17 protein-coding genes and 1 pseudogene are annotated in these 19009 nt (G+C 34.0%); 7 read left to right on the top strand and 11 right to left on the bottom strand.

Going from position 1 to position 19009, the window contains the following annotated elements:
• Nucleotides 1–323: 323 nt before the first annotated feature.
• Nucleotides 324–455 (bottom strand): hypothetical protein, encoded by a 132-nt coding sequence (locus BBB02_RS06650; RefSeq protein WP_256359531.1) that lies wholly within the window; start codon nt 453–455, stop codon nt 324–326.
• Nucleotides 456–652: 197 nt separating this feature from the next.
• Nucleotides 653–3163 carry a DNA mismatch repair protein MutS gene (gene mutS / locus BBB02_RS05365; protein WP_127464205.1) on the bottom strand — a complete coding sequence of 837 codons (2511 nt, stop codon included), beginning with the start codon at nt 3161–3163 and terminating at the stop codon, nt 653–655.
• A gap of 114 nt (nt 3164–3277) precedes the next feature.
• On the opposite strand from mutS, the gene BBB02_RS05360 reads away from it, so the two are divergent.
• The gene (locus tag BBB02_RS05360) at nt 3278–4444 is read left to right on the top strand and encodes an ankyrin repeat domain-containing protein (protein ID WP_245970092.1); all 1167 of its coding nucleotides are present in this window, start codon (nt 3278–3280) and stop codon (nt 4442–4444) included.
• Between the two features lie 215 nt (nt 4445–4659).
• Here the strand turns inward: BBB02_RS05360 and BBB02_RS05355 are convergent, their stop codons facing one another.
• The 3 genes from BBB02_RS05355 to gap form a co-directional block, all read right to left on the bottom strand.
• A complete protein-coding gene (locus tag BBB02_RS05355; protein ID WP_245970091.1) occupies nt 4660–5022 on the bottom strand; it encodes a WD_0033/WD_0034 family tandem repeat-containing protein in 363 nt (120 codons plus the stop codon).
• A 140-nt stretch (nt 5023–5162) separates the two neighbouring features.
• A complete protein-coding gene (tatC, locus tag BBB02_RS05350; protein WP_127464204.1) occupies nt 5163–5921 on the bottom strand; it encodes a twin-arginine translocase subunit TatC in 759 nt (252 codons plus the stop codon).
• Between the two features lie 3 nt (nt 5922–5924).
• The gene (gap, locus tag BBB02_RS05345; RefSeq protein ID WP_127464203.1) at nt 5925–6896 is read right to left on the bottom strand and encodes a type I glyceraldehyde-3-phosphate dehydrogenase; all 972 of its coding nucleotides are present in this window, start codon (nt 6894–6896) and stop codon (nt 5925–5927) included.
• A 151-nt stretch (nt 6897–7047) separates the two neighbouring features.
• Here gap and BBB02_RS05340 point away from each other — a divergent pair, with 151 nt between their 5' ends.
• From BBB02_RS05340 to BBB02_RS05325, 5 genes are all read left to right on the top strand, one after another.
• A complete protein-coding gene (locus tag BBB02_RS05340) occupies nt 7048–7407 on the top strand; it encodes a hypothetical protein (RefSeq protein WP_017532625.1) in 360 nt (119 codons plus the stop codon).
• A 267-nt stretch (nt 7408–7674) separates the two neighbouring features.
• Nucleotides 7675–8088 (top strand): hypothetical protein, encoded by a 414-nt coding sequence (locus BBB02_RS06530; RefSeq protein ID WP_127464202.1) that lies wholly within the window; start codon nt 7675–7677, stop codon nt 8086–8088.
• Between the two features lie 174 nt (nt 8089–8262).
• Nucleotides 8263–8796, top strand: a complete 534-nt coding sequence (locus tag BBB02_RS05330) for an HK97 family phage prohead protease (RefSeq protein WP_127464201.1) — start codon at nt 8263–8265, stop codon at nt 8794–8796.
• A gap of 101 nt (nt 8797–8897) precedes the next feature.
• Nucleotides 8898–9053 (top strand): hypothetical protein, encoded by a 156-nt coding sequence (locus BBB02_RS06165; protein WP_164741547.1) that lies wholly within the window; start codon nt 8898–8900, stop codon nt 9051–9053.
• Entirely contained in the window at nt 9032–11362 is a 2331-nt protein-coding gene (locus BBB02_RS05325) for a coiled-coil domain-containing protein (RefSeq protein WP_127464200.1), read from the top strand. The genes BBB02_RS06165 and BBB02_RS05325 overlap by 22 nt, the downstream gene beginning before the upstream one ends.
• Here BBB02_RS05325 and BBB02_RS05320 read toward each other — a convergent pair.
• Together BBB02_RS05320 and typA are read right to left on the bottom strand one after the other, a co-directional pair.
• Nucleotides 11355–12590: a CCA tRNA nucleotidyltransferase gene (locus tag BBB02_RS05320; protein WP_127464199.1), complete on the bottom strand. Its 1236-nt coding sequence runs from the start codon at nt 12588–12590 to the stop codon at nt 11355–11357. The genes BBB02_RS05325 and BBB02_RS05320 overlap by 8 nt on opposite strands.
• Before the next feature lie 327 nt (nt 12591–12917).
• A complete protein-coding gene (gene typA, locus BBB02_RS05315) occupies nt 12918–14747 on the bottom strand; it encodes a translational GTPase TypA (RefSeq protein WP_127464198.1) in 1830 nt (609 codons plus the stop codon).
• 222 nt (nt 14748–14969) lie between these two features.
• Between typA and gltX the strand changes: the two are divergent.
• Nucleotides 14970–16307: pseudogene (gene gltX, locus BBB02_RS05310) on the top strand (glutamate--tRNA ligase).
• Nucleotides 16308–16537: 230 nt separating this feature from the next.
• Here the strand turns inward: gltX and holA are convergent.
• The 4 genes from holA to BBB02_RS05290 form a co-directional block, all read right to left on the bottom strand.
• Nucleotides 16538–17557 (bottom strand): DNA polymerase III subunit delta, encoded by a 1020-nt coding sequence (gene holA, locus BBB02_RS05305; protein WP_007302689.1) that lies wholly within the window; start codon nt 17555–17557, stop codon nt 16538–16540.
• Nucleotides 17558–17562: 5 nt separating this feature from the next.
• Nucleotides 17563–17745, bottom strand: coding sequence for a hypothetical protein (locus tag BBB02_RS05300; protein ID WP_108784197.1), 183 nt, complete (start codon nt 17743–17745; stop codon nt 17563–17565).
• Nucleotides 17746–17858: 113 nt separating this feature from the next.
• On the bottom strand, nt 17859–18668 hold the full coding sequence (locus BBB02_RS05295; protein ID WP_015588476.1) for a metal ABC transporter permease: 810 nt from the start codon (nt 18666–18668) through the stop codon (nt 17859–17861).
• Nucleotides 18662–19009: an Mth938-like domain-containing protein gene (locus BBB02_RS05290; protein ID WP_017532635.1), complete on the bottom strand. Its 348-nt coding sequence runs from the start codon at nt 19007–19009 to the stop codon at nt 18662–18664. The genes BBB02_RS05295 and BBB02_RS05290 overlap by 7 nt, the downstream gene beginning before the upstream one ends.

Below are 19009 nucleotides of genomic sequence, written 5' to 3'. Positions count from 1 at the left end.
TCCATGCAATAGCCTAAAATAGATTCACGCCACTTTTATGCCGGACGCCACCCACCCAGTAAACAAGCTCCCGGTAGATTTATCCCAGGTTAACGACTACCCCCTGGTTTTGACGTCGTCTCTACGCTTTCGACACTTCATCAGTGGTTCACTTGCGTTCGTCTCTCTATTTCATACATGACACATAATTGTGCCTTTTCCATAACGCTCACTACCTTAGCTCTTTACCAAAGCAGCTTATGGCTGTTTGAAGCCTGCTCTTGCAAACCGACTCCGAGGGACCCTCCCTCATCTATTGCATAGCTTCAACACTTCCCGTGTCTCTACAGCGCACAATCATCATTCATATCTAGTGCTGAGGCACCAGAAAATTTTTGTCCGAGAAAGCTGGCTGTTATAAGTGTAGCTGCAATAACTTGCGCTTTAGCATTATATTTTCTTGCTCCATTAATCATTGGGTCTTCTGCTGGAATTGGTACTCAACTAGCATTAGGAGCTGTAGGTGCAGTTGTAGGTGGTGGAATTGGAATCTTGACCAATGTAGCAATAGATCAATGCTACGTTAATTCAGCTACTCAGAAAGCTGACTAAAATTAAAGCGCCATAGATTGCTAAAACTCCATAATTGTGGAGTAATATAATGTTACTCTCCTCAAGCCTTTAGCTCCTCAAATACTTCTCTTGCTCTATTTAAAACAGAATCAGGAAAACCAGCAAGTTTTGCTACATGTATTCCATATGACTCATCTGCAATGCCTTCAATTACTTCATGCAGAAAGATAACCTCTCCGTTCCACTCTCTTATTTTTACACAAAAACATTTCACGTTCTTCAAGTATTTACCTACTTTAGTTAATTCATGATAATGAGTTGCAAAAATGGCGCGGCACTTATTTACATTGTGAATATGTTCAATCACTGCCTGTGCAATAGATAATCCATCATACACTCCTGTGCCCCTACCAATTTCATCAAGTATCACCAAGGAACGATCTGTTGCCTGATTTACTATCGTTGCTGTTTCGATCATCTCTACCATGAAGGTAGAATAACCAGCTGTTATATTATCCGTTGCGCCAACCCTGCTAAATATCTTGTCAATCACTCCTATATGTGCACTCTCTGCTGGCACAAATGACCCCATGTGAGCTAAAACTGCAATGAGAGCGTTTTGCCTCAAAAAAGTGCTTTTTCCAGCCATATTAGGACCAGTAATTAGATGTATACCAGCTAAATTGATGCTATTTGCAATGAATTTATCGTTAACTTCAACCACTGGATGCCTTCCGCTACAGATATTGAACTCTTTGCTGTCATCAATGATGGGTTTTACGTAATTATTTTGCACTGCAAGCTCTGCAAACGCGGTTCTAATATCAAGTTTTGCCAAAGCATTTGTAGCAAGAGCAATTTTTTCAGATTCTTTAGCGACTTCACTACAAAGTTCACTAAAAATTTTCACTTCTAAGCCGATTGCAGCATCACGTGCCGTAAGAATTTTATTTTCTAGTTCTTTCAATTCATTAGTAGTATAGCGCATGCTATTTGCTAAGCTTTGCCTATGAATAAATATATCCGAAGTTATTTTGTGATTTGCCGACACTTCAACGTAATAACCGAGTATGTTGTTATGTAATATTTTAAGTGCGGCAATACCAGTTAGGTCGCGATAAGATTCACGGAGTTTGGTTATTAGTTTATTACTATTATTTAATATGTAGGATAACTCAGATAATTCTGAGTTGTATTTTGAGTGAATAAATCCTCCTTCTTTCACGGAACTGAGGTTATTATCAAGTATAGCACTATTTAACAGTTCAAACAGGTCTTTATGATTGCCAAGGCTTTTATGTATTGCGCTTAGTTCACTTTCGTCACTACTTATCACCTGAGTAGTAGACACTGGTTCCTTTTCTCTGGTCAAGCACTGGAATGACATCTGAGAGTTAATTTCTGATTTTTCACTTAAACAATAATTATGCAAGGTAGACAGAAACTCAGACAATTCTAAAGTCTTTCCTAGGCCTATTTTCAATAGGTTCATATCCTTTGGTGAACCACGCCCTAGTATTAAGCGCGATAAAGACCTTTCAATATCCGGAATGTTAGATAATATCTCTCGTATTTTTCTGCGTGAATCATGATTATTTACAAAAAATTGAGCGGTGCTGAGCCTCAAATTAATTGCCTTAGAGCAAGCAAGGGGTGAAGCGAGCATTTGTTTGAGCAGGCGTCCACCAGAAGCTGTAACTGTATGATCAATAACTGAAATTAGTGAACCTTTCTTTTCACCAAATTGAGTTGAAAACAACTCAAGATTTCTCCTTGCTGAAGCATCAATAAGCATGAAATTTTGTTGCTTATAGGTTTTTGGGAATTCAAGCCTTGGAATGGAGCCCCTTTGCGTTACTCTGACATATTCAAGCAGTGCACCGCACGCCATAATTTCTACTTTGCTGAAATTTCCTATACTACCAAGTTCCCTGATTTTATAAAACTCGCATAATGTTCTGTGAGATTTACTATACTCAAAAAAGCTCTGTGCGTGTTGCGTAATTGATATTTTATAATTTTTTAAAATCGATCTAATTTTTTCGTCCTCAATGAATTTTTCAGAAATTAATAATTCTCTTGGTGATATACGCAATAAATCGCTATCTAGAGCTTTCAAATTCGTTAAAGTGTGAAAAAATTTTCCCGTTGATAATTCAAGCCAACTAATAGCATATTCGTCATTTTGCTCAACTATGGACGCGAGATAATTATTGCTTTTATCCTCCAGTAGTGAATCTTCTATAATTGTACCTGGAGTTACAACTCGCACTACATCACGTTTTACTATGGATTTATAGCCCCTCTTTTTTGCTTCATCAGCAGTTTCTAATTGGTCACAGATTGCTACTTTGAATCCTAAATCTATTAGCTTATGCAGGTAAGATTCACTACTGTGTGCTGGCACTCCACACATTGGTATTTCTTGCCCATTTGAATTGCCCCTCTTGGTTAGCACTATATGCAGCAATTTCGCAGCTTTAATAGCATCATCGAAAAACAACTCATAAAAATCTCCTAGCCTATAAAATAGCAGATGATCCTTGTATTGAGCTTTCAGGTTCAAATATTGCTCCATCACAGGGGTGTTTTTTTCTCTTATTAAGTTCATAACATTTTTAAGTATTTTAGCAGCAAACCAGCGTACTCTGGTATTGGTTGTTTTATTATGGATCAATAATTTTTTTTAGCTATAGTACAAAAATAAATAGTTTGAGGTAGAATTATGGCATATGAACGATTGTCAGAAATATTAAGTACAATAAATGATTTAAATGAGAACAATATAATCGAAAGGGTAAAAGAGGAATTGGAAAAAGAAGATCCAGACACGTATAAAAAGTGGCAAGATAATGGATTTAACATAAATTATACATTTGATGATCAAAGTACATTGTTACATATAGCTGCTAGAAATGATCTTGTAAAGATAGCAGAGCTTTTAATAAAAAAAGGGGGTAATGTTAATACAGCAGACCAAGATGGGTGTACTCCTTTGCATTGTGCTGCTCACAATGGACATACAGAGATAGTAGAACTCCTATTAGACACGGGAGCTAATGTTGATGCAGTAAGTCAGGCTGAGAGTACTGCATTACATCATGCTGTTTCTGCTGAAAATTGCCAAGTGGAAATAGTAAAAGCTATCATAGAAAAGGAAGCTGCTGTTGATATAGCGGATAAATACGGGCGTACTCCGTTATGCTGGGCTATTAGAAATGGCTATCCAGAAATAGCAAAAATTCTACTTGAAAACAAAGCAGATCCTTTATTGGGACATAAAAGTTTTAACACATTAAAGCTCTTGATTGAATTAATAAAAAATGATTTTAAGCACTCTAAGAAAGCAGAAGAAACACAGCAACAAGAGGATGATGAATATGAATTGATTAAATACTCACTGGTACTTCGTAATGACTGTTCTTTAACTGATATTGCTGAAAGAGGTGCATTTGGTAAGTTGATATCTACGTGGCTTGTTGACATGTCCAACTTAACAGAGAGTCAGAAGGAGTTGAATAAAAAATTCTTAAGTACTTTTAAAGACTTTCCACATGTTACTTATAAGGATTATAAGAACGATGTTGAAAAAATTAAAAAATTTTTACTAGATCATAAAAGTAATCAAGATCTAAAAACCATTCTCAACCTTAAAAGAGGAGAATCTAAACTGACAATACTGCATATTCTATCAAGTATGGAATGTAGCAATTCAGAAGAATTCATAGATTTACTGTTGAATTCAGGTGCTGATCCTAATGAAAAGGATGACACAGAAAGAACGCCTTTGCATTATGCTACTCGTTTTGGTCATTGTGATACAATTATCAAACTGCTTCTAAGGAAAGGAGCTAATCTTGATATAAAGGTAAAAAAGGTAAAACCCCAATAGAATTTGCAGTTAATAATCCCAACCTTAATATTAAAGAGTACTTTTTAACTGATGATGTTATTTATGGAACTTTTCGTAAAAAAACACAAGTTGACTATAATGGAAAAAAGTATTTGTGCAAAAGTGTAAATCTATGGGGGGAGGATTTTCTACTATATGAGCAAGATCCAGATAAATATCTTTGTAAATTAGATGAAGTTCAAGACATAAATCAGCTAGAACAGGTAGTAAATGAAGCTATAAAATCTAGGGTAAGGTTCAATCTTACTTATCTTTATATTCGCAGTAGTAAGAACTTCTTCTAATATACCTTTCTCTTTAGCTACACTTAGAATATTTATAATATGTCTCTGACTATTTAACGAGTTCTTAAGATTTATAGCGTAGGCAAGCGGTGTTAGAGTATGTTCTTCACCATCTTCAAACTCTATACATTTCACAGTAGTAAGAATTTTCAGCAAATCCTCTTTTGAAAATCCTGTAAGAAGATCAATAATATTCTCATGTTCTTCCATCGCAGCCTGTAACTTACCATATAATCCTTGTTGTTCTTCGTTTAACTCCTCATACCTTGGCATATAAAATTCTCCTATTAAAAATAATAATATACTTTAATTATTATATATTTAAGCAAACAAGTCAATAAATTAATAAAATGCTGTGGTGCCAAAAACACTCAAACAAGAAAAAGCACTCAAGTGTTCATTTTTTTCAACAGCTAATCCTTTGCTTTCTTCTCAATATATCTACATATCAGAATAGACAGCTCATATAATACCAACATTGGAATTGCAAGCCCTACTTGGCTTAGTACATCAGGTGGAGTTAAGATTGCAGCAATAATGAAAATTACCACTATTGCAATTCTACGTTTATTTGACAAACTTTGTGCAGTGATTAGCCCTACTCTCACCATTAAGGTTAGTATGACTGGAATTTGAAATGCAGTACCAAACGCAAACATGAACTGAAGAACAAGGTCTAAATATTCACTAACTGAAGGCATAAACTCTATTGGTATACCGAAAGATTTACCGCTATGTTCAAAAGCAATAAAAAATTTCCAAGCTAAGGGAAATATGTAATAATAAACTACAGCGGCTCCTGTTATAAACAAAACCGGTGTTGCAATTAAGTATGGCAATAACACTGCCCTTTCTCTTTTATATAAGCCAGGTGCTAGAAATATGTAGAATTGCCATGCAAACACAGGAAAAGAAAACAACAGTGCACTCATTATTGCAACCCTGAGATATACAAAAAACGCTTCTGTTAAGTCTGTATAGATTAGAGAAAAATCATTGCTATCTTTTGTAACTTCTATTAAAGGTGCAAGTAAAAAGCGGTATATATTTTCTTTAAAGTAGTAACAAAACCCGAAGGTAACACAAAAAAATAAAAAGCAAAAAATAACCCTTTTTCTAAGTTCCGCAAAGTGCTCATAAAATGAAGCATATTTTTGTGAGTTTTCGTTCATACTTTACAATAACGCTATATCTAACATTCTCAGTGAAAAAGCCCATTCATTGTCATACCACGCTGCAACTCTACAGATATCGCCTGTGACATATGTACCAGCTAAATCCACAATTGCACTATAAGGGTTATGGACAAAGTCTATTGAAACTAAAGGCTCGTTACATATGGAAAGCACATGATTTTCTGAATTCTTAAATATTTCGTTTATTTCCTTAGTTGTTGCTCTCTTATCAGCTAAAAATTTAAAATCAACCATAGAAACGTTGCTAACCGGAACTCTAATAGCAGTACCATCTAGCTTACCCTTTAACTCAGGAATAACAGAACCAATTATTTTTGCCGCTCCGGTTGTAGTTGGCACCATAGAAAGGCCACAAGCTCTTGCCCTGCGTAAGTCTCTATGGTTGCCATCAAGAATATTTTGATCATTCGTATAGGCATGTATAGTGGTCATAAAACCGCTTTTTATACCTAAATTGGAGTGTAAAACTTGTACAATCGGAGCCAGACAGTTTGTAGTACAAGAACCTGCTGAGATCACTTTATGCTCCTTTTTGAGCATATCATTATTTACGCCGTAAACTATAGTTACATCAGCATCTGAAACTGGAGCAGAGACAATTACTCTCTCTGCATTATGCTTTGCTGCTTCCGCACGCTTGTTGAATGCACCAGTGCATTCAAGTACTACATCAACATTCCAAGGAATATTTTCAGGGCTACGTTCTCTATATAAAGAAAACCTTTTGCCATTTATAGATAGCCAATTTTCAGACTCGTTAAAATCAATATCACCACTGAATTTACCATGAACAGAGTCATATTTAATCAAATGTGCATGCTGCTCAGCACTGAGCGACCCATTTACCGCCACAACTTCTATTTGCTCGCTATAGTTTTCTACTTCAAAAATAGCACGCAATACACTTCTGCCTATTCTACCAAGACCATTAATTCCTACACGAATTGTCATTTTTCCATCTTAAAAGTTTAATTATAGGAAATATTGCCTGATATTTCATTCTATTCTTTTAGTTGTTAACTCTAATGTTATAATATATTGATTGACTAAAGAAACCGTCTCACTTAATTAATAATATCTAAATTTTAACTTGGAGTAGGTTATGCATGGATTACCAATGACAAATTCAGATAATCAGTATCAGCAAAGAAAAATAGAAGCATTGCAAAAAGAAAATAAAGGACTGTCAGAAAAAGTGAAAACACTACAGAAAATGTCAGTGCTGCACAATGAAATGCTAGTAATGCTACAGTGGAAATCAATAACAGAGAAACTGCACACAGAAATATTAAAAAAACTGCTAGAAGCACCTCAAGAGGCAGCAGCATTTCAATTAGAAGAAAGAGATGAAGATCAGCAAGTAATAGAAGACATACTGGATATGCAAGAAGAATTTGAATCTTTACAAAATTTGGAAAGTACTACTATTGAACAAACAAATATTCAAGGACAGAGCATATAAACTTGTAATAGTTTCAAACTATTATAAATAATATTCAAGAACAGAACATATAGCTACCTTTATCGTTACCCCGGGTGTTGTAAAACTAACCTCCCGCTACGCAAATCACCTACAAAACACAATCTTTTTATTTCCCCAAGCAATTAGTTGTGAATTTAAGCAATCATATTAATATAGTAAATATTTACTTAATATACTAGTATTTACCTTGACTAAACAATTATAGTGCTGTATCATTCGCACTTAAGCTTTAATAGTGAGGTAGTGATGGACGCACAAGAGTTAGAGAACTTAAAGAAAAGTTCATCGACAAAATCCCAAGATACTGGTGAGAAAACATCAGAAGAGTTGGAAAGAAATTTAAACCCGAATGAAGCCAATAATGAAAGTCTAAGAGAAGTTGAGTTGAAAAGACAGAGAGTAGCTGAAATAAGTAAACTGGTTGGATCAATGATTGGAGTATTCTTAGGCACAATGATATATTCTAAAACCTATCAAGAATACGAGGGAGAAACATGGACAGAGTCATTAATGAATGGTTTTATAGCCGCTGTTTCTTTGGGATTTGGCTTCCTTCTAGGAAAAATAATTACTCCTACAAACGAAGCTGTTTCTACAAATCTAGAAAACGCTGCCGTTGAACAAACCAACGTGCAACAAACCCTACCCTTCTGTACATAAAACGACAAATTTTGTAACTAAAAAAGTACTTCCCCATTTTCAAAGCACTGCATACAATAGAATTATATTGCAGTGTCCTATACTCATCCTGAGATATAGGAAAACAATCTATACAACATTTTAAGCTGGCCCAGAGCGCTGGCAACCCAATACCATAATTTACAAGGAGGACTTATGAATAAGAAATTTCTCTATTCACCATTATCAATAAAAATTATAGAAGAAAACGGAGTATTTTCTGGCTATGCGAGCGTTTTTAATATAGTTGATAAGCAAAATGATTTGATATTACCAGGAGCATTTAAGAACAACTTAAATAAAAGTCAGATAAAACTTCTTTGGCAGCACAACCCAAGTGAGCCTATAGGTAATATTACAAATATTTGCCAAAATGATATTGGCCTATATATAACTGCACATTTGCTTTTGGGTATTCAAAAAGCAGAGGAAGCATATTTAATGCTCAAAACTGGAACTATTAACGGGCTTTCGATTGGCTATATACCAATAGAGTATGATGTTGATCATGAAAGCGGAGCTCGAGTGTTAAAACAAGTGGAGCTATGGGAAGTTAGTTTGGTCACTTTCCCTGCAAATTTGGCAGCTCAGGTAATCAACGTGAAAAATCAGCACAATGAACAAGAAATGTTAGCAAGAGCAATAGAAAAAGCAAATTCTGTGCTTACGAACATGTATATTTCTGCTTAAAATCTATAAAAATTTTTACACAATTTAACATTTATATTATTATTTATTTAATAATTATATTAATATATATAACTTCAATACTTTGAAAATTAGGTAATTTTATGCTGAATGCTAACAATAAGATTAATTACGAAACTAGTATTAAACAAAAGGTTAATTACGAAACTAGTATTAAACAAAAGGATAATTACGAAACTAGTATTAAACAAAAGGAAAAAAATACAGCTTATCCACTGTGCTTGCTTGGCTATATCTAAAAACAATCGGACGAATATTGCCAGGAAGATGGAATAAATGGGCAGAGAATACCCTATATTACAATAAAATTATTGCAGATAATGGGGTTCAGACTGATGATCTTTTAAATTCTAACAGAGAAAAGGAATTGAAGGATGAAAATGAGAGATTAAAAGAAAAGTTGAAAGAAGGTAGTAAGAAGGAGGAAAATCAGTCAAATTTAAATCAGGAATTAACTAAAAAAGAGAAAGAAATTATTGAACTTAAAGAACAAGTAAAATTATTAGGAAAAGAAAAAGAAGTATTTGCTAAATTTTTTGCAGCACAAGCACAGCAGATTGGAAACTTACAATTAGAAAATGAAGAGTTAAAGTCTAAACTTGCAGAACTTAAAAAGAGTTATAAAGAATTAGCAGAAGTTGCAGAAAAAAAAGGAGAAGAATTTTTAGCACAGCTGAAGGAGAAGTCTGAGAAGATATTAGATTTGAATAAAGAACTAATTAACCTCAGCACAAAATTTGCGAATGAAAAAGAAAAGGGGTTAGTAGAGATAGAAGAAAAAGAAGGAAAAATAAGCAGTTTAACGGAATTAAATAAAGTATTAGAACAAGAGAAAAAGGAAATGGAGACTAAAAATAGCGAACAACAGCAAACTATAATTGCAAAAGAGAACAGAATAAAAGAGCAAGAAGATTTAATAAAGTCATTTCATGAAAATAAAGATATAAATGAAACTGTGAAGAAAGAGAATAAAAGCCTACGAGCGCAAAACACAGAACTTGAGAGTAAATTTAGTCAATTAAAAAACGAGTCTGATACTAAAATAAATCAATTAGAAAGTCAACTTAAGGAGAAACAAGCAGAATTCACACAAGCTGAGGAAAAAATACTAAATTTAGAAAAAAAATTGGAAAGTGCTCAGCAACAATTAGAGAAAGAAAAAACTAATCTAAATACCATTGAAAAAGAGAAAAAAGAATTAGAAAGTGAAGTTAACGAATTGAAAGAAAAAGCTAAGAAAAAAGATGCTGAAGTAGAGAATCTTAAACAACAATTAGAGAAAGACAAAAGTGATTCAAGTAGTAAACTAAATACTGCTAAAATAGAGAAAAAAGAATTAGAAGATGAAGTTAACGAATTGAAAGAAAAAGCTAAGGGAAAAGATGCTGAAGTAGAGAATCTTAAACAACAATTAGAGAAAGAAAAAACTAATCTAAATACCATTGAAAAAGAGAAAAAAGAATTAGAAAGTGAAGTTGACAAATTGCAGGAAAAATTACAGAAATTAGAAGAAAGTAACGTTGAAATAAAGAAACAAAAGGCCGATTTAGAGAAAAAATTAGAGTCTTCACAAGGGGAAAATAAAAAGTTACAAAAAAAAGTTGAACATCTGAGTGCAGAACAAGAAAAAGCGAAAAGTGTTGCAGTATTATCTATTACGGATAGTACAAAAACACTTAATGAAAATTTGACATTAAAAAATCAACAGATTGAAAGTTCAATAGCTGAAGGTAGACAACAAAAGTTAAAAAACGAGCAAAAAGATGCTGGTAAAAAGTCAGAAGGTATGAATAAAAAAACTAAAGCACAAGCAAAAACTAAAGAGGTAGATACAGTTAGTACAGTATCTACCGCAAAATCAACCGCTTCAAAATTTTTGAAGCGTTCCAAAAATCTTTTTGTGAATGAGAGTCTCGATAAATTTTTATCTGATCAAAATGCAAAGTTGAAAGAAGGTTTTCCTGAATTTAAAGGAAAACACTTTTGCCATAACGTGCTTGGTGAAACTATAAATTCTCTACAATATCAAAATGGTTATAAGTTTAAAAGTGATCAGTTACTTGAGTTGTTGAAAAGTAATTTGACAAGATCCGCAAGGGATATCATAGAAGCTGAAGTTAAAGGAGTTGTCAAAAAATATTGTAATATTGGAAATATAGATAAGGAGTTACGTGATGGTGTGTTAAAAGAAAAGCTGTTACTTTCTATTAAAAAATGCATGAAAAATTTAAGTTGGGATGAGGGAGCTGCTAATGCAATTACAGATTCTGTCTTGAACAACTTTCATAGCAAAGATAATAGCAATCTCCAAGAAATTGTTTCGGAGGAGTTAATAAAAGGTAGAATGAATTGTTTTTCAGGTAAGGTTCAAGAACTGGCATCAAGTATAAGAGATAAATTTTTATGCCCAGATGAGAAAATGTGCGTTCAAACTTCAGAAGAAAACAATGAATACCAATTAACAGAGAAAGCTAAAAAAGAATACATACCTAACTCTTCCATGAGTCACAGCAATACGACAAATGTAAGTAAAGGAAGATTTAAATAAAGCTCTTAGCATAAAGTATCAGCTCCTCCTTTGTTAAAGTGTAGGAGCTGTCTTCCCAGTGTTGTCGTAGTAATTCTAAGTTTCTACCTAAATTTTTTCCTGGTTGATGACCTATAGTTATTAAATCATCACCAGATAAAGGAAATTTTGGAATGTTAAACATCTTAGCAAATGAAATATACTCATCAACATTTATTCCAGACTCAATACCACAAATCTTCATTAAGTCGCAATATAATTCCTTACCAAATAAAGATATGTATTTCTTTTGCTCTTTTTCTGAAAGCTCTGTTTTGATATTGTTTGATAATAAAAATAATATTTTTTTCTTTTGCTTATTTGAAAGACGTAAAAACTTGCTCACTTCTTCCCCAAGACTCGCTCTATCTTCGGCAGTTCTAAGAAGCAACGCTAATTTTGTTAGTGCATCGATTAGATTCAAGCTGGGATCTAGAAAAGGAGTATGGTCATACGCTGAGGGTTTTGTAGGAGGTTTAGTGTTGATAAGAAGTGGTGAAGATAAAATTTCGCATTTTACTTCTTTTGGAATAATTTTTTGTAAAACATCAGATTTTTGCATGCTCTTAAGTGTTGGAGCAGGATCATTGCATTCTAACAACTTAAATATTTCTTCTCTTATTCTCTCTCCAGAGAGGTTTTGAATCATGTGTGAATGCTTTTTGCACACATCCAATATTTCATCACTTAAATCTCCTATGCATATTTTAGCGTGAAAACGAAACGCTCTTAAAATACGTAGATAGTCTTCCTTAATCCTATCTTCAGCGTTACCTATAAAGTTTAACTTTCGTGTTTTTAAGTCCTGAATGCCACCAAAGTAGTCGTATATATGGCCATGCTTGTCTGCATAAAGAGCATTAAACGTAAAGTCGCGCCTTGAAGCATCAGCTTGCCAATCATTAGTAAACTCTACCTTCGCATGTCTACCGTCACACTTTACATCATGCCTTAGCGTTGTAATCTCAAAGGATCTTTTATTTAAAATCGTAGTAATAGTTCCATGTTTTAAGCCAGTTGGAATAGTTTTTATATTACGGAGTTTTAACGCTTTAACTGCTTGATTAGGCAGCAGATTAGTAGCAAGATCGATGTCGTGAATGTCACGCTGTAAAATTGAATCTCTAACACATCCACCAACAAGCCTTGCCTCACCACCAAATTTCTCTATGGCCTCAATAATTACACTAGTTTCGTGATCAATTTGCATTTAGGTTACACATACTGAAAATCATGTTACAAAAAATGCGAAACTTTCGCAAAAAGCCTCATATAAAAATATATAGGCAGGAGAGTGGTAAAATAAGAGGGTAAAGTGATAGAGTAAGTCTACAACAAATCCAGTGCCTAGAAACTTATAAGTATAAAAGTAATACAACGTTTCTTATAAAAAGCTAGATTCCAGCGTCACGCGCTGGAATGACATCTTTCTACAGACAATAGCCTTCTCTTGTCATCCCAGTACCTGCTCAAGTAACTGACACTAGTTCCCTTTATGATGGTGTTATCCCATCCAGATTTTTATCAGGAACGTTGATTACTCTTTATTCTTCGCCCTTCCTGCACGTTTACGCTCATTTGGATCGAGGAACTTCTTACGCAAACGTATAGATTTTGGAGTTACTTCTACCAATTCATCATCGTCTATATATGCTATCATATCCTCCAGTGTCATTATTTTTGGTGGAGTAAGCTTTATAGCTTCATCGCTACCTGAAGCTCTTACGTTTGTTAATTGCTTACCTTTAAGTACATTTATTTCTAAATCATTGTCACGACTATGCTGACCGACAATCATACCACAATATACCTTATCTTGTGGCTTAACAAACATAATTCCCCTATCTTGCAGATTGAAAATTGCATACGCTACTGCTTCGCCTTTGTCTGTTGAAATTAAAACCCCATTACGCCTTCCGGAAATTGAACCTTTATGTGGAGCATAACTGTGAAATAAACGGTTGATTATACCAGTGCCGCGAGAATCAGTTAAAAATTCTCCTTGATAGCCAATTAATCCCCTTGATGGCACTAAAAATGTCAACCTAGTTCTGCCACTACCAGAAGGTCTCATATCAGTTACTTCACCTTTTCGAAAGCTAAGTTTTTCCATGATGATTCCACTATATTCATCATCTACATCAATTACTACTTCCTCTATAGGTTCAAGTTTTTTGCCATCTTCTTCTTTAAACAGCACTCGAGGCCGTGAAACTGAAAGTTCAAAACCTTCCCTTCTCATATTTTCAATCAGTACCCCAAGCTGCAACTCACCACGTCCACCTACTTCAAATGCTTCACCACTTGGAGCCAAAGTTACAGTAATTGCAACGTTTGTTTCTGCTTCTGCATATAAATGATCTTTTATAACAGTTGAGGTAAGTTTTGTTCCCTCTTGCCCAGCAAAAGGTGAGTCATTAACGCTTATAGTAATCGCCATTGTTGGCGGATCAACTGGAGTTGAGCTGATCGCAGCTGTAACTTCTGGTGCTGCTATAGTGTCTGAAACTGAAACTTTCTCAAGTCCTGCAATGGCAATGATATCACCTGCTACAGTTTGCTCTACTGGAACGCGTTTTAAGCCAGAAAATGAGAGTAACTTAGTTAATCTCCCTCGCTCAACCACTTGACCATCAAGATCAATTACCTTAAGATCTGAGTTAACTTGCGCGATTCCTTGGTAAATCTTTCCTGTCAATATTCTGCCAAGAAATTTATCAGATTCAAGTAAAGTAACTAGCATAGCAAAAGGTGCATTTTGATCATAAACGGAAGGTTTTATGTAATCTATCACCGTTGAAAATAATGGGCTTAAATCTTTTCTTTCATCAGATAGCTCCTTAGCACACCAACCATTTCTACCTGAAGCATAGAGTACTGGAAAATCTAGTTGCTCGTTGGTTGCATCAAGGTTAAAAAATAACTCATATATTTCATTTAGTACTTCATCAATTCTGCTGTCTGGTCGATCAACCTTATTGATTATCACAATCGGTTTTAAATTTGCCTTTAGTGCTTTTGAGAGCACAAATTTTGTTTGTGGCATTGGACCTTCTGCAGCATCAACCAGTAGTAATACACCATCTGCCATGCAGAGCACCCTTTCCACTTCTCCACCAAAATCCGCATGTCCTGGTGTATCAATGATATTGATTTTCTCATCACCCCACATTATTGACGTACATTTTGCAAGTATTGTAATCCCACGTTCACGTTCTTGATCACCACTATCCATCACTCGTTCTTGAACTTCTTGATTCTCACGAAACGTGCCACTTTGTTTTAACATGTTATCAAGTAAAGTAGTTTTTCCGTGGTCAACGTGTGCAATTATTGCAATATTGCGGATTGATTTAAATTCACTCATTTCTTATCATTTCAAATTTAATTTAATAACAAGTATACGTATAATATATTTAGAGTAAATAACTAAAGCCGTGCTTTCAGAGTATTTTAGGCAGATCATGGAACTCTAACAAAAAGGTTTCATGTTCGCTGTACTTTGTAGCAACTAACACCAAGACAAAGAAGAATCTTGCTTTAGCAGTACATTTATATAAAATTAAAATAAACTAAAGTAATCATTTAAATGCTAACAAGATTCGCTCCAAGCCCAACTGGCTACCTACATGTAGGAAACATACGCACTGCACTCATTTGTTGGATGTACACACGTAATCAAAACGGAAAATTTTTACTACGTTTTGATGATACTGATCTTGAGCGTTCAGATATTAAATATATAGATAATATCATAGAAGACCTAAAATAATGGATTGGTATAAATTGGAATTCAAGTTTCAAGCAATCAGAGCGTTTTGAGCGCTATAACGAGGTGTTCTTACAGTTAATGAAAGAAGGTCATATTTATGCATGTTATGAAACGAGAGAAGAATTAGACACTAAACGAAAATTGCAATTAAAACAAGGTCTTCCCCCTGTTTACGATAGAGGTGCGTTGCTTCTAACGCAAGAGAAAATTCGTTATGAGCAAGAAGGACGAAAACCACATTTCAGATTTAAATTGAATAGAAACGAAATTGTAAAATGGAATGATGAAGTTAAAGGTGAAATAAATATTGCAACAATTCACATTAGCGATCCTGTGGTAAAAAGAGAAGATGGAATTTATACATACATGTTACCTTCTGTTGTTGATGATGTTGACTTTAATGTAACCCATGTTGTACGCGGGGAAGATCATGTAACTAATACCGCAGTTCAGATCCAAATTATTAAAGCATTAAAAGCGAAAATTCCTATATTTGCTCACCTTCCTCTACTACATTTTGATGATAGCAAAATATCGAAACAGAAAGGCGGGCTGGATATTAAGTCCATAAGAGAAGATGAGATTGAACCAATGGTGCTAATTAGCTATTTATTAGCAAAACTTGGCACATCTGATCCGATAGAAGCTCATGTTGATATGCAGTCTTTAATTAACTCATTTGATATTAAAAAATTTAGCTCAGCATCTGCACAATTCAGCTTGAGTGAAATGTATAAGCTAAATAGCAAAGTGCTGCAACAAATGCCATTTGAAATGGTGCAAGATCGTTTAAGTCAAATTGGCTCAGAGTTTTGGTATTTTATAAGGAGTAATATAGAAAAGTTTTCTGAGGTGGCCAAATGGTGGAAAACATGCAAATTTGGTATAGAGCCTGTGGTTCTTAATAAAGAGTTTATAAAAATAGCGCTAAGTTCATTGCCTAAAGGTGATTGTAATGAAAACACATTATCAGAGTGGGTTAAAAATATTCGACAGACAGTTGATATAAAGGCAAAAGATCTATTTATGCAGTTGCGCCTCGCTTTAACAGGAACAGAAACAGGTCCAGAACTTGCTAAATTATTAATTTTTATCGGTAGAGAGAGCATTGTTGCAAGGTTAGAAGAAAGCCAAAGAATTATACAAAAGGTTTAAATGCACCGAATGTATTTTGAATGACACCAATAAGCATTGTTCAGGGAATGTGAAAATATTAGATTTCTTGTCATTCCAGTTTCTCTCCTGTCATTCAAGTAGCTAACACTGGAATCCATAATCTTGCCAAAACGTTGTATTTTAAAATAACTTCTACACATATCCCATATTTCTGGATCCCAGTGTCAGCTACTTTCATGACAACATTTAGTTGTTTTTTCTCGTCTACCTTATTTTACTACTCTGCTGAACGAATAACACCAATAGTTAATCTCATGCTGAAAGATCATTTTATGGTCCAAGTCAGTTCTTTTACAAGTCACTTCCAAGCTCATCAAATTTTCTAAGATCTTCTTAAGTTCTGAAAGTTGCAAACTTTTCAAATGAGATTTAAAACTCTGCAATTGTTTGAAGAACAATGGAGGACTCAGCTGGTCAATTGCAGCTTGTTCATTCATTCCATTTTGTATTAACAGCAAAACGCTTTCTAGCCGTAGAAAATAATTTGATATAATACGGATTAATGCTATCGGTGAAAAATTCTCTTGTAATATCAATACATCGGAAATTTTGATGAATTGTCCCATGTCTTTACTCACTATTGCAGAGCACAGATTATCAAGTGTAACATAATCATTGCCGGAGGTTGAAAAGCATAGATCTATATCAGCAAGTTTAAGATCTTTTCTTTTTCCTAGATATAAAACTAATTTTTCAAGCTCTGAATATATAGGCAGTTTGCTATGATTAAAATAAGACTGCAAGTGGTAGATTATCTCACTTGTGCACTCTATATCATTTTGTTTCAAGTAACTTGATATAATATCACAAAGATTACTACCGCTGTCCTTATAGCAGGTAATGACACCGAAAATTTTTGAGCTTTCCATATAACTTTTAGTTGTAGAACTATATGGAAGATCATTTGCTATCATTACTATATAATGATCGCCTATATTATGATCCAATATGTTTCTTAACTCTTTAGATATACTTCCACTGACATTTATCAGCTTAACTAACCTTTTCTTAGTAAACATCGAAATGTTTGCCAACTCGGAAAATAACAAGCCAGGCGACTTATTCACTACTGCAAAATCCATCACCTGAACTGAATACTCATTCAAGTTGGCAATTATTTCCTGTACAAAAATATCGACCTTACTATTGTCACTCCCATGAATTAATACACCACTTAAAGTATCGGGTTTCTCAAGGAATTTTTTAACTTTAGATGGCGTGATTCTCATGCCATCTATATTATATTATCACTACTTGGTGGTACATCATTTGATTGCACATCAGTTTCCAACAATTCTGAGCTTTCTTGATTTGCTGTATTCTGCATATCATCAGACACTTCTTTCTTTCCCGCAACATAATTATAAAAATTTTTTATAGGCTGTCCTATATATCTAGAAAAAAATCCTTCGGCCATATCTTTCACTCCACAAATTAACAATTAGCACATAAAACAACGTAGCAAAAACTACTTTACGCTCAGATAGTTACACTCATTTGTTAATGAATTATGAACTTCCGAGACCAAAATTAAGTCGATCTACTTAACACCAATCTTATAAAATAAGCAATGATTAAATACACAGCTGCGATAAGTATAATTGCAGGTCCAGTTAATAAGTCAAAACTTGCAGATAATATCAAACCTGATACTCCAGAAATCACAGAAAAAACTGTTGCAACAATAATCATTTGCATTGGAGTTTTTGAAATGAGTCTTGCTGATGCAGCAGGTATTAACAAAAATGCAGCAATGAGTAATATTCCTATTAATTGAGCAGAAATTGCAATAAAGATAGCGAGTATAATCAAAAATTCTAGCCTAACAAAATTAACATTTACTTTCTCAACTGTTGCCAGATCTTGATTAATCGAAATCATCAGCCAATAGCGCCATCTAAATATTAATATCAAAGTAACTATTACGGAGGTTAGAAAAATTGATATTATATTACTTTGGTCAATCATTAATATGTCACCAAAAAGTGAGCTAATAATACTATTATTACCTGATGGAAGAAAAGACATAAGTATTAAACTCGATGATAAAACTACATTGGTAACTATGTTCAATATCGTATCAGCAGAGTATAATTTATTAAAATTAAGAGAAAGTAGTATAGCAAACATAATTGCAATGAGCATTATACTTACTGATGGGCTAATATTAAAGATCAAAGCAAGTGCAATACCAAGCAATGAAGAATGGGACAAACTATCACCCAAATACGATAACCTTTGCCATATCATAAATGACCCTAGAGCTCCTGTGACTAAGCTAATCATAATTACCGCGATTAGACTGTTTATAAAAAAACTCTGTGTAAATATCTCTAACATGCTATCAGATAACTGACAACAAATCTATCTTCAGATATTAAAACGTTATGGGTTCTGCATGCAGAACCCGTCGTCATAAATTCAAAATTTAAATTCTTTTGCTCCATAAGATAAGACTTCATCGAACAATCGCGTATCTTACCAGTACCTATTATCAAAATCTCTATTTCCTCTGTTAAAAAAGATTTAAAATACTCCTTGTTATTTATATCACTTTCTTTCAATTTAATCACCTTTTCAGGAAAAATTATAATTGAGCCATGATATTCTTGATTATTTACCCAAAATCTTTCTTCCCTGTAACCATCTATAAGATTTTTCTTCTTGGAAATTAAGGGCAT

The sequence above is a fragment of the Wolbachia endosymbiont of Bemisia tabaci genome, assembly GCF_003999585.1.
In the GTDB taxonomy this organism is placed as follows: domain Bacteria; phylum Pseudomonadota; class Alphaproteobacteria; order Rickettsiales; family Anaplasmataceae; genus Wolbachia.
Note: the sequence above shows the minus strand (reverse complement) of the source record. Positions and strands in the feature narration are given on the sequence as shown.

Bases quoted from the DNA above. Each gene is read 5' to 3' on its own strand.
- BBB02_RS06650 (WP_256359531.1), bottom strand. From the start codon at position 455: ATGATTAATGGAGCAAGAAAATATAATGCTAAAGCGCAAGTTATTGCA.
- mutS (WP_127464205.1), bottom strand. From the start codon at position 3,163: ATGAACTTAATAAGAGAAAAAAACACCCCTGTGATGGAGCAATATTTG.
- BBB02_RS05360 (WP_245970092.1), top strand. From the start codon at position 3,278: ATGGCATATGAACGATTGTCAGAAATATTAAGTACAATAAATGATTTA.
- BBB02_RS05355 (WP_245970091.1), bottom strand. From the start codon at position 5,022: ATGCCAAGGTATGAGGAGTTAAACGAAGAACAACAAGGATTATATGGT.
- tatC (WP_127464204.1), bottom strand. From the start codon at position 5,921: ATGAACGAAAACTCACAAAAATATGCTTCATTTTATGAGCACTTTGCG.
- gap (WP_127464203.1), bottom strand. From the start codon at position 6,896: ATGACAATTCGTGTAGGAATTAATGGTCTTGGTAGAATAGGCAGAAGT.
- BBB02_RS05340 (WP_017532625.1), top strand. From the start codon at position 7,048: ATGCATGGATTACCAATGACAAATTCAGATAATCAGTATCAGCAAAGA.
- BBB02_RS06530 (WP_127464202.1), top strand. From the start codon at position 7,675: ATGGACGCACAAGAGTTAGAGAACTTAAAGAAAAGTTCATCGACAAAA.
- BBB02_RS05330 (WP_127464201.1), top strand. From the start codon at position 8,263: ATGAATAAGAAATTTCTCTATTCACCATTATCAATAAAAATTATAGAA.
- BBB02_RS06165 (WP_164741547.1), top strand. From the start codon at position 8,898: ATGCTGAATGCTAACAATAAGATTAATTACGAAACTAGTATTAAACAA.
- BBB02_RS05320 (WP_127464199.1), bottom strand. From the start codon at position 12,590: ATGCAAATTGATCACGAAACTAGTGTAATTATTGAGGCCATAGAGAAA.
- typA (WP_127464198.1), bottom strand. From the start codon at position 14,747: ATGAGTGAATTTAAATCAATCCGCAATATTGCAATAATTGCACACGTT.
- holA (WP_007302689.1), bottom strand. From the start codon at position 17,557: ATGAGAATCACGCCATCTAAAGTTAAAAAATTCCTTGAGAAACCCGAT.
- BBB02_RS05300 (WP_108784197.1), bottom strand. From the start codon at position 17,745: ATGGCCGAAGGATTTTTTTCTAGATATATAGGACAGCCTATAAAAAAT.
- BBB02_RS05295 (WP_015588476.1), bottom strand. From the start codon at position 18,668: ATGTTAGAGATATTTACACAGAGTTTTTTTATAAACAGTCTAATCGCG.
- BBB02_RS05290 (WP_017532635.1), bottom strand. From the start codon at position 19,009: ATGCCCTTAATTTCCAAGAAGAAAAATCTTATAGATGGTTACAGGGAA.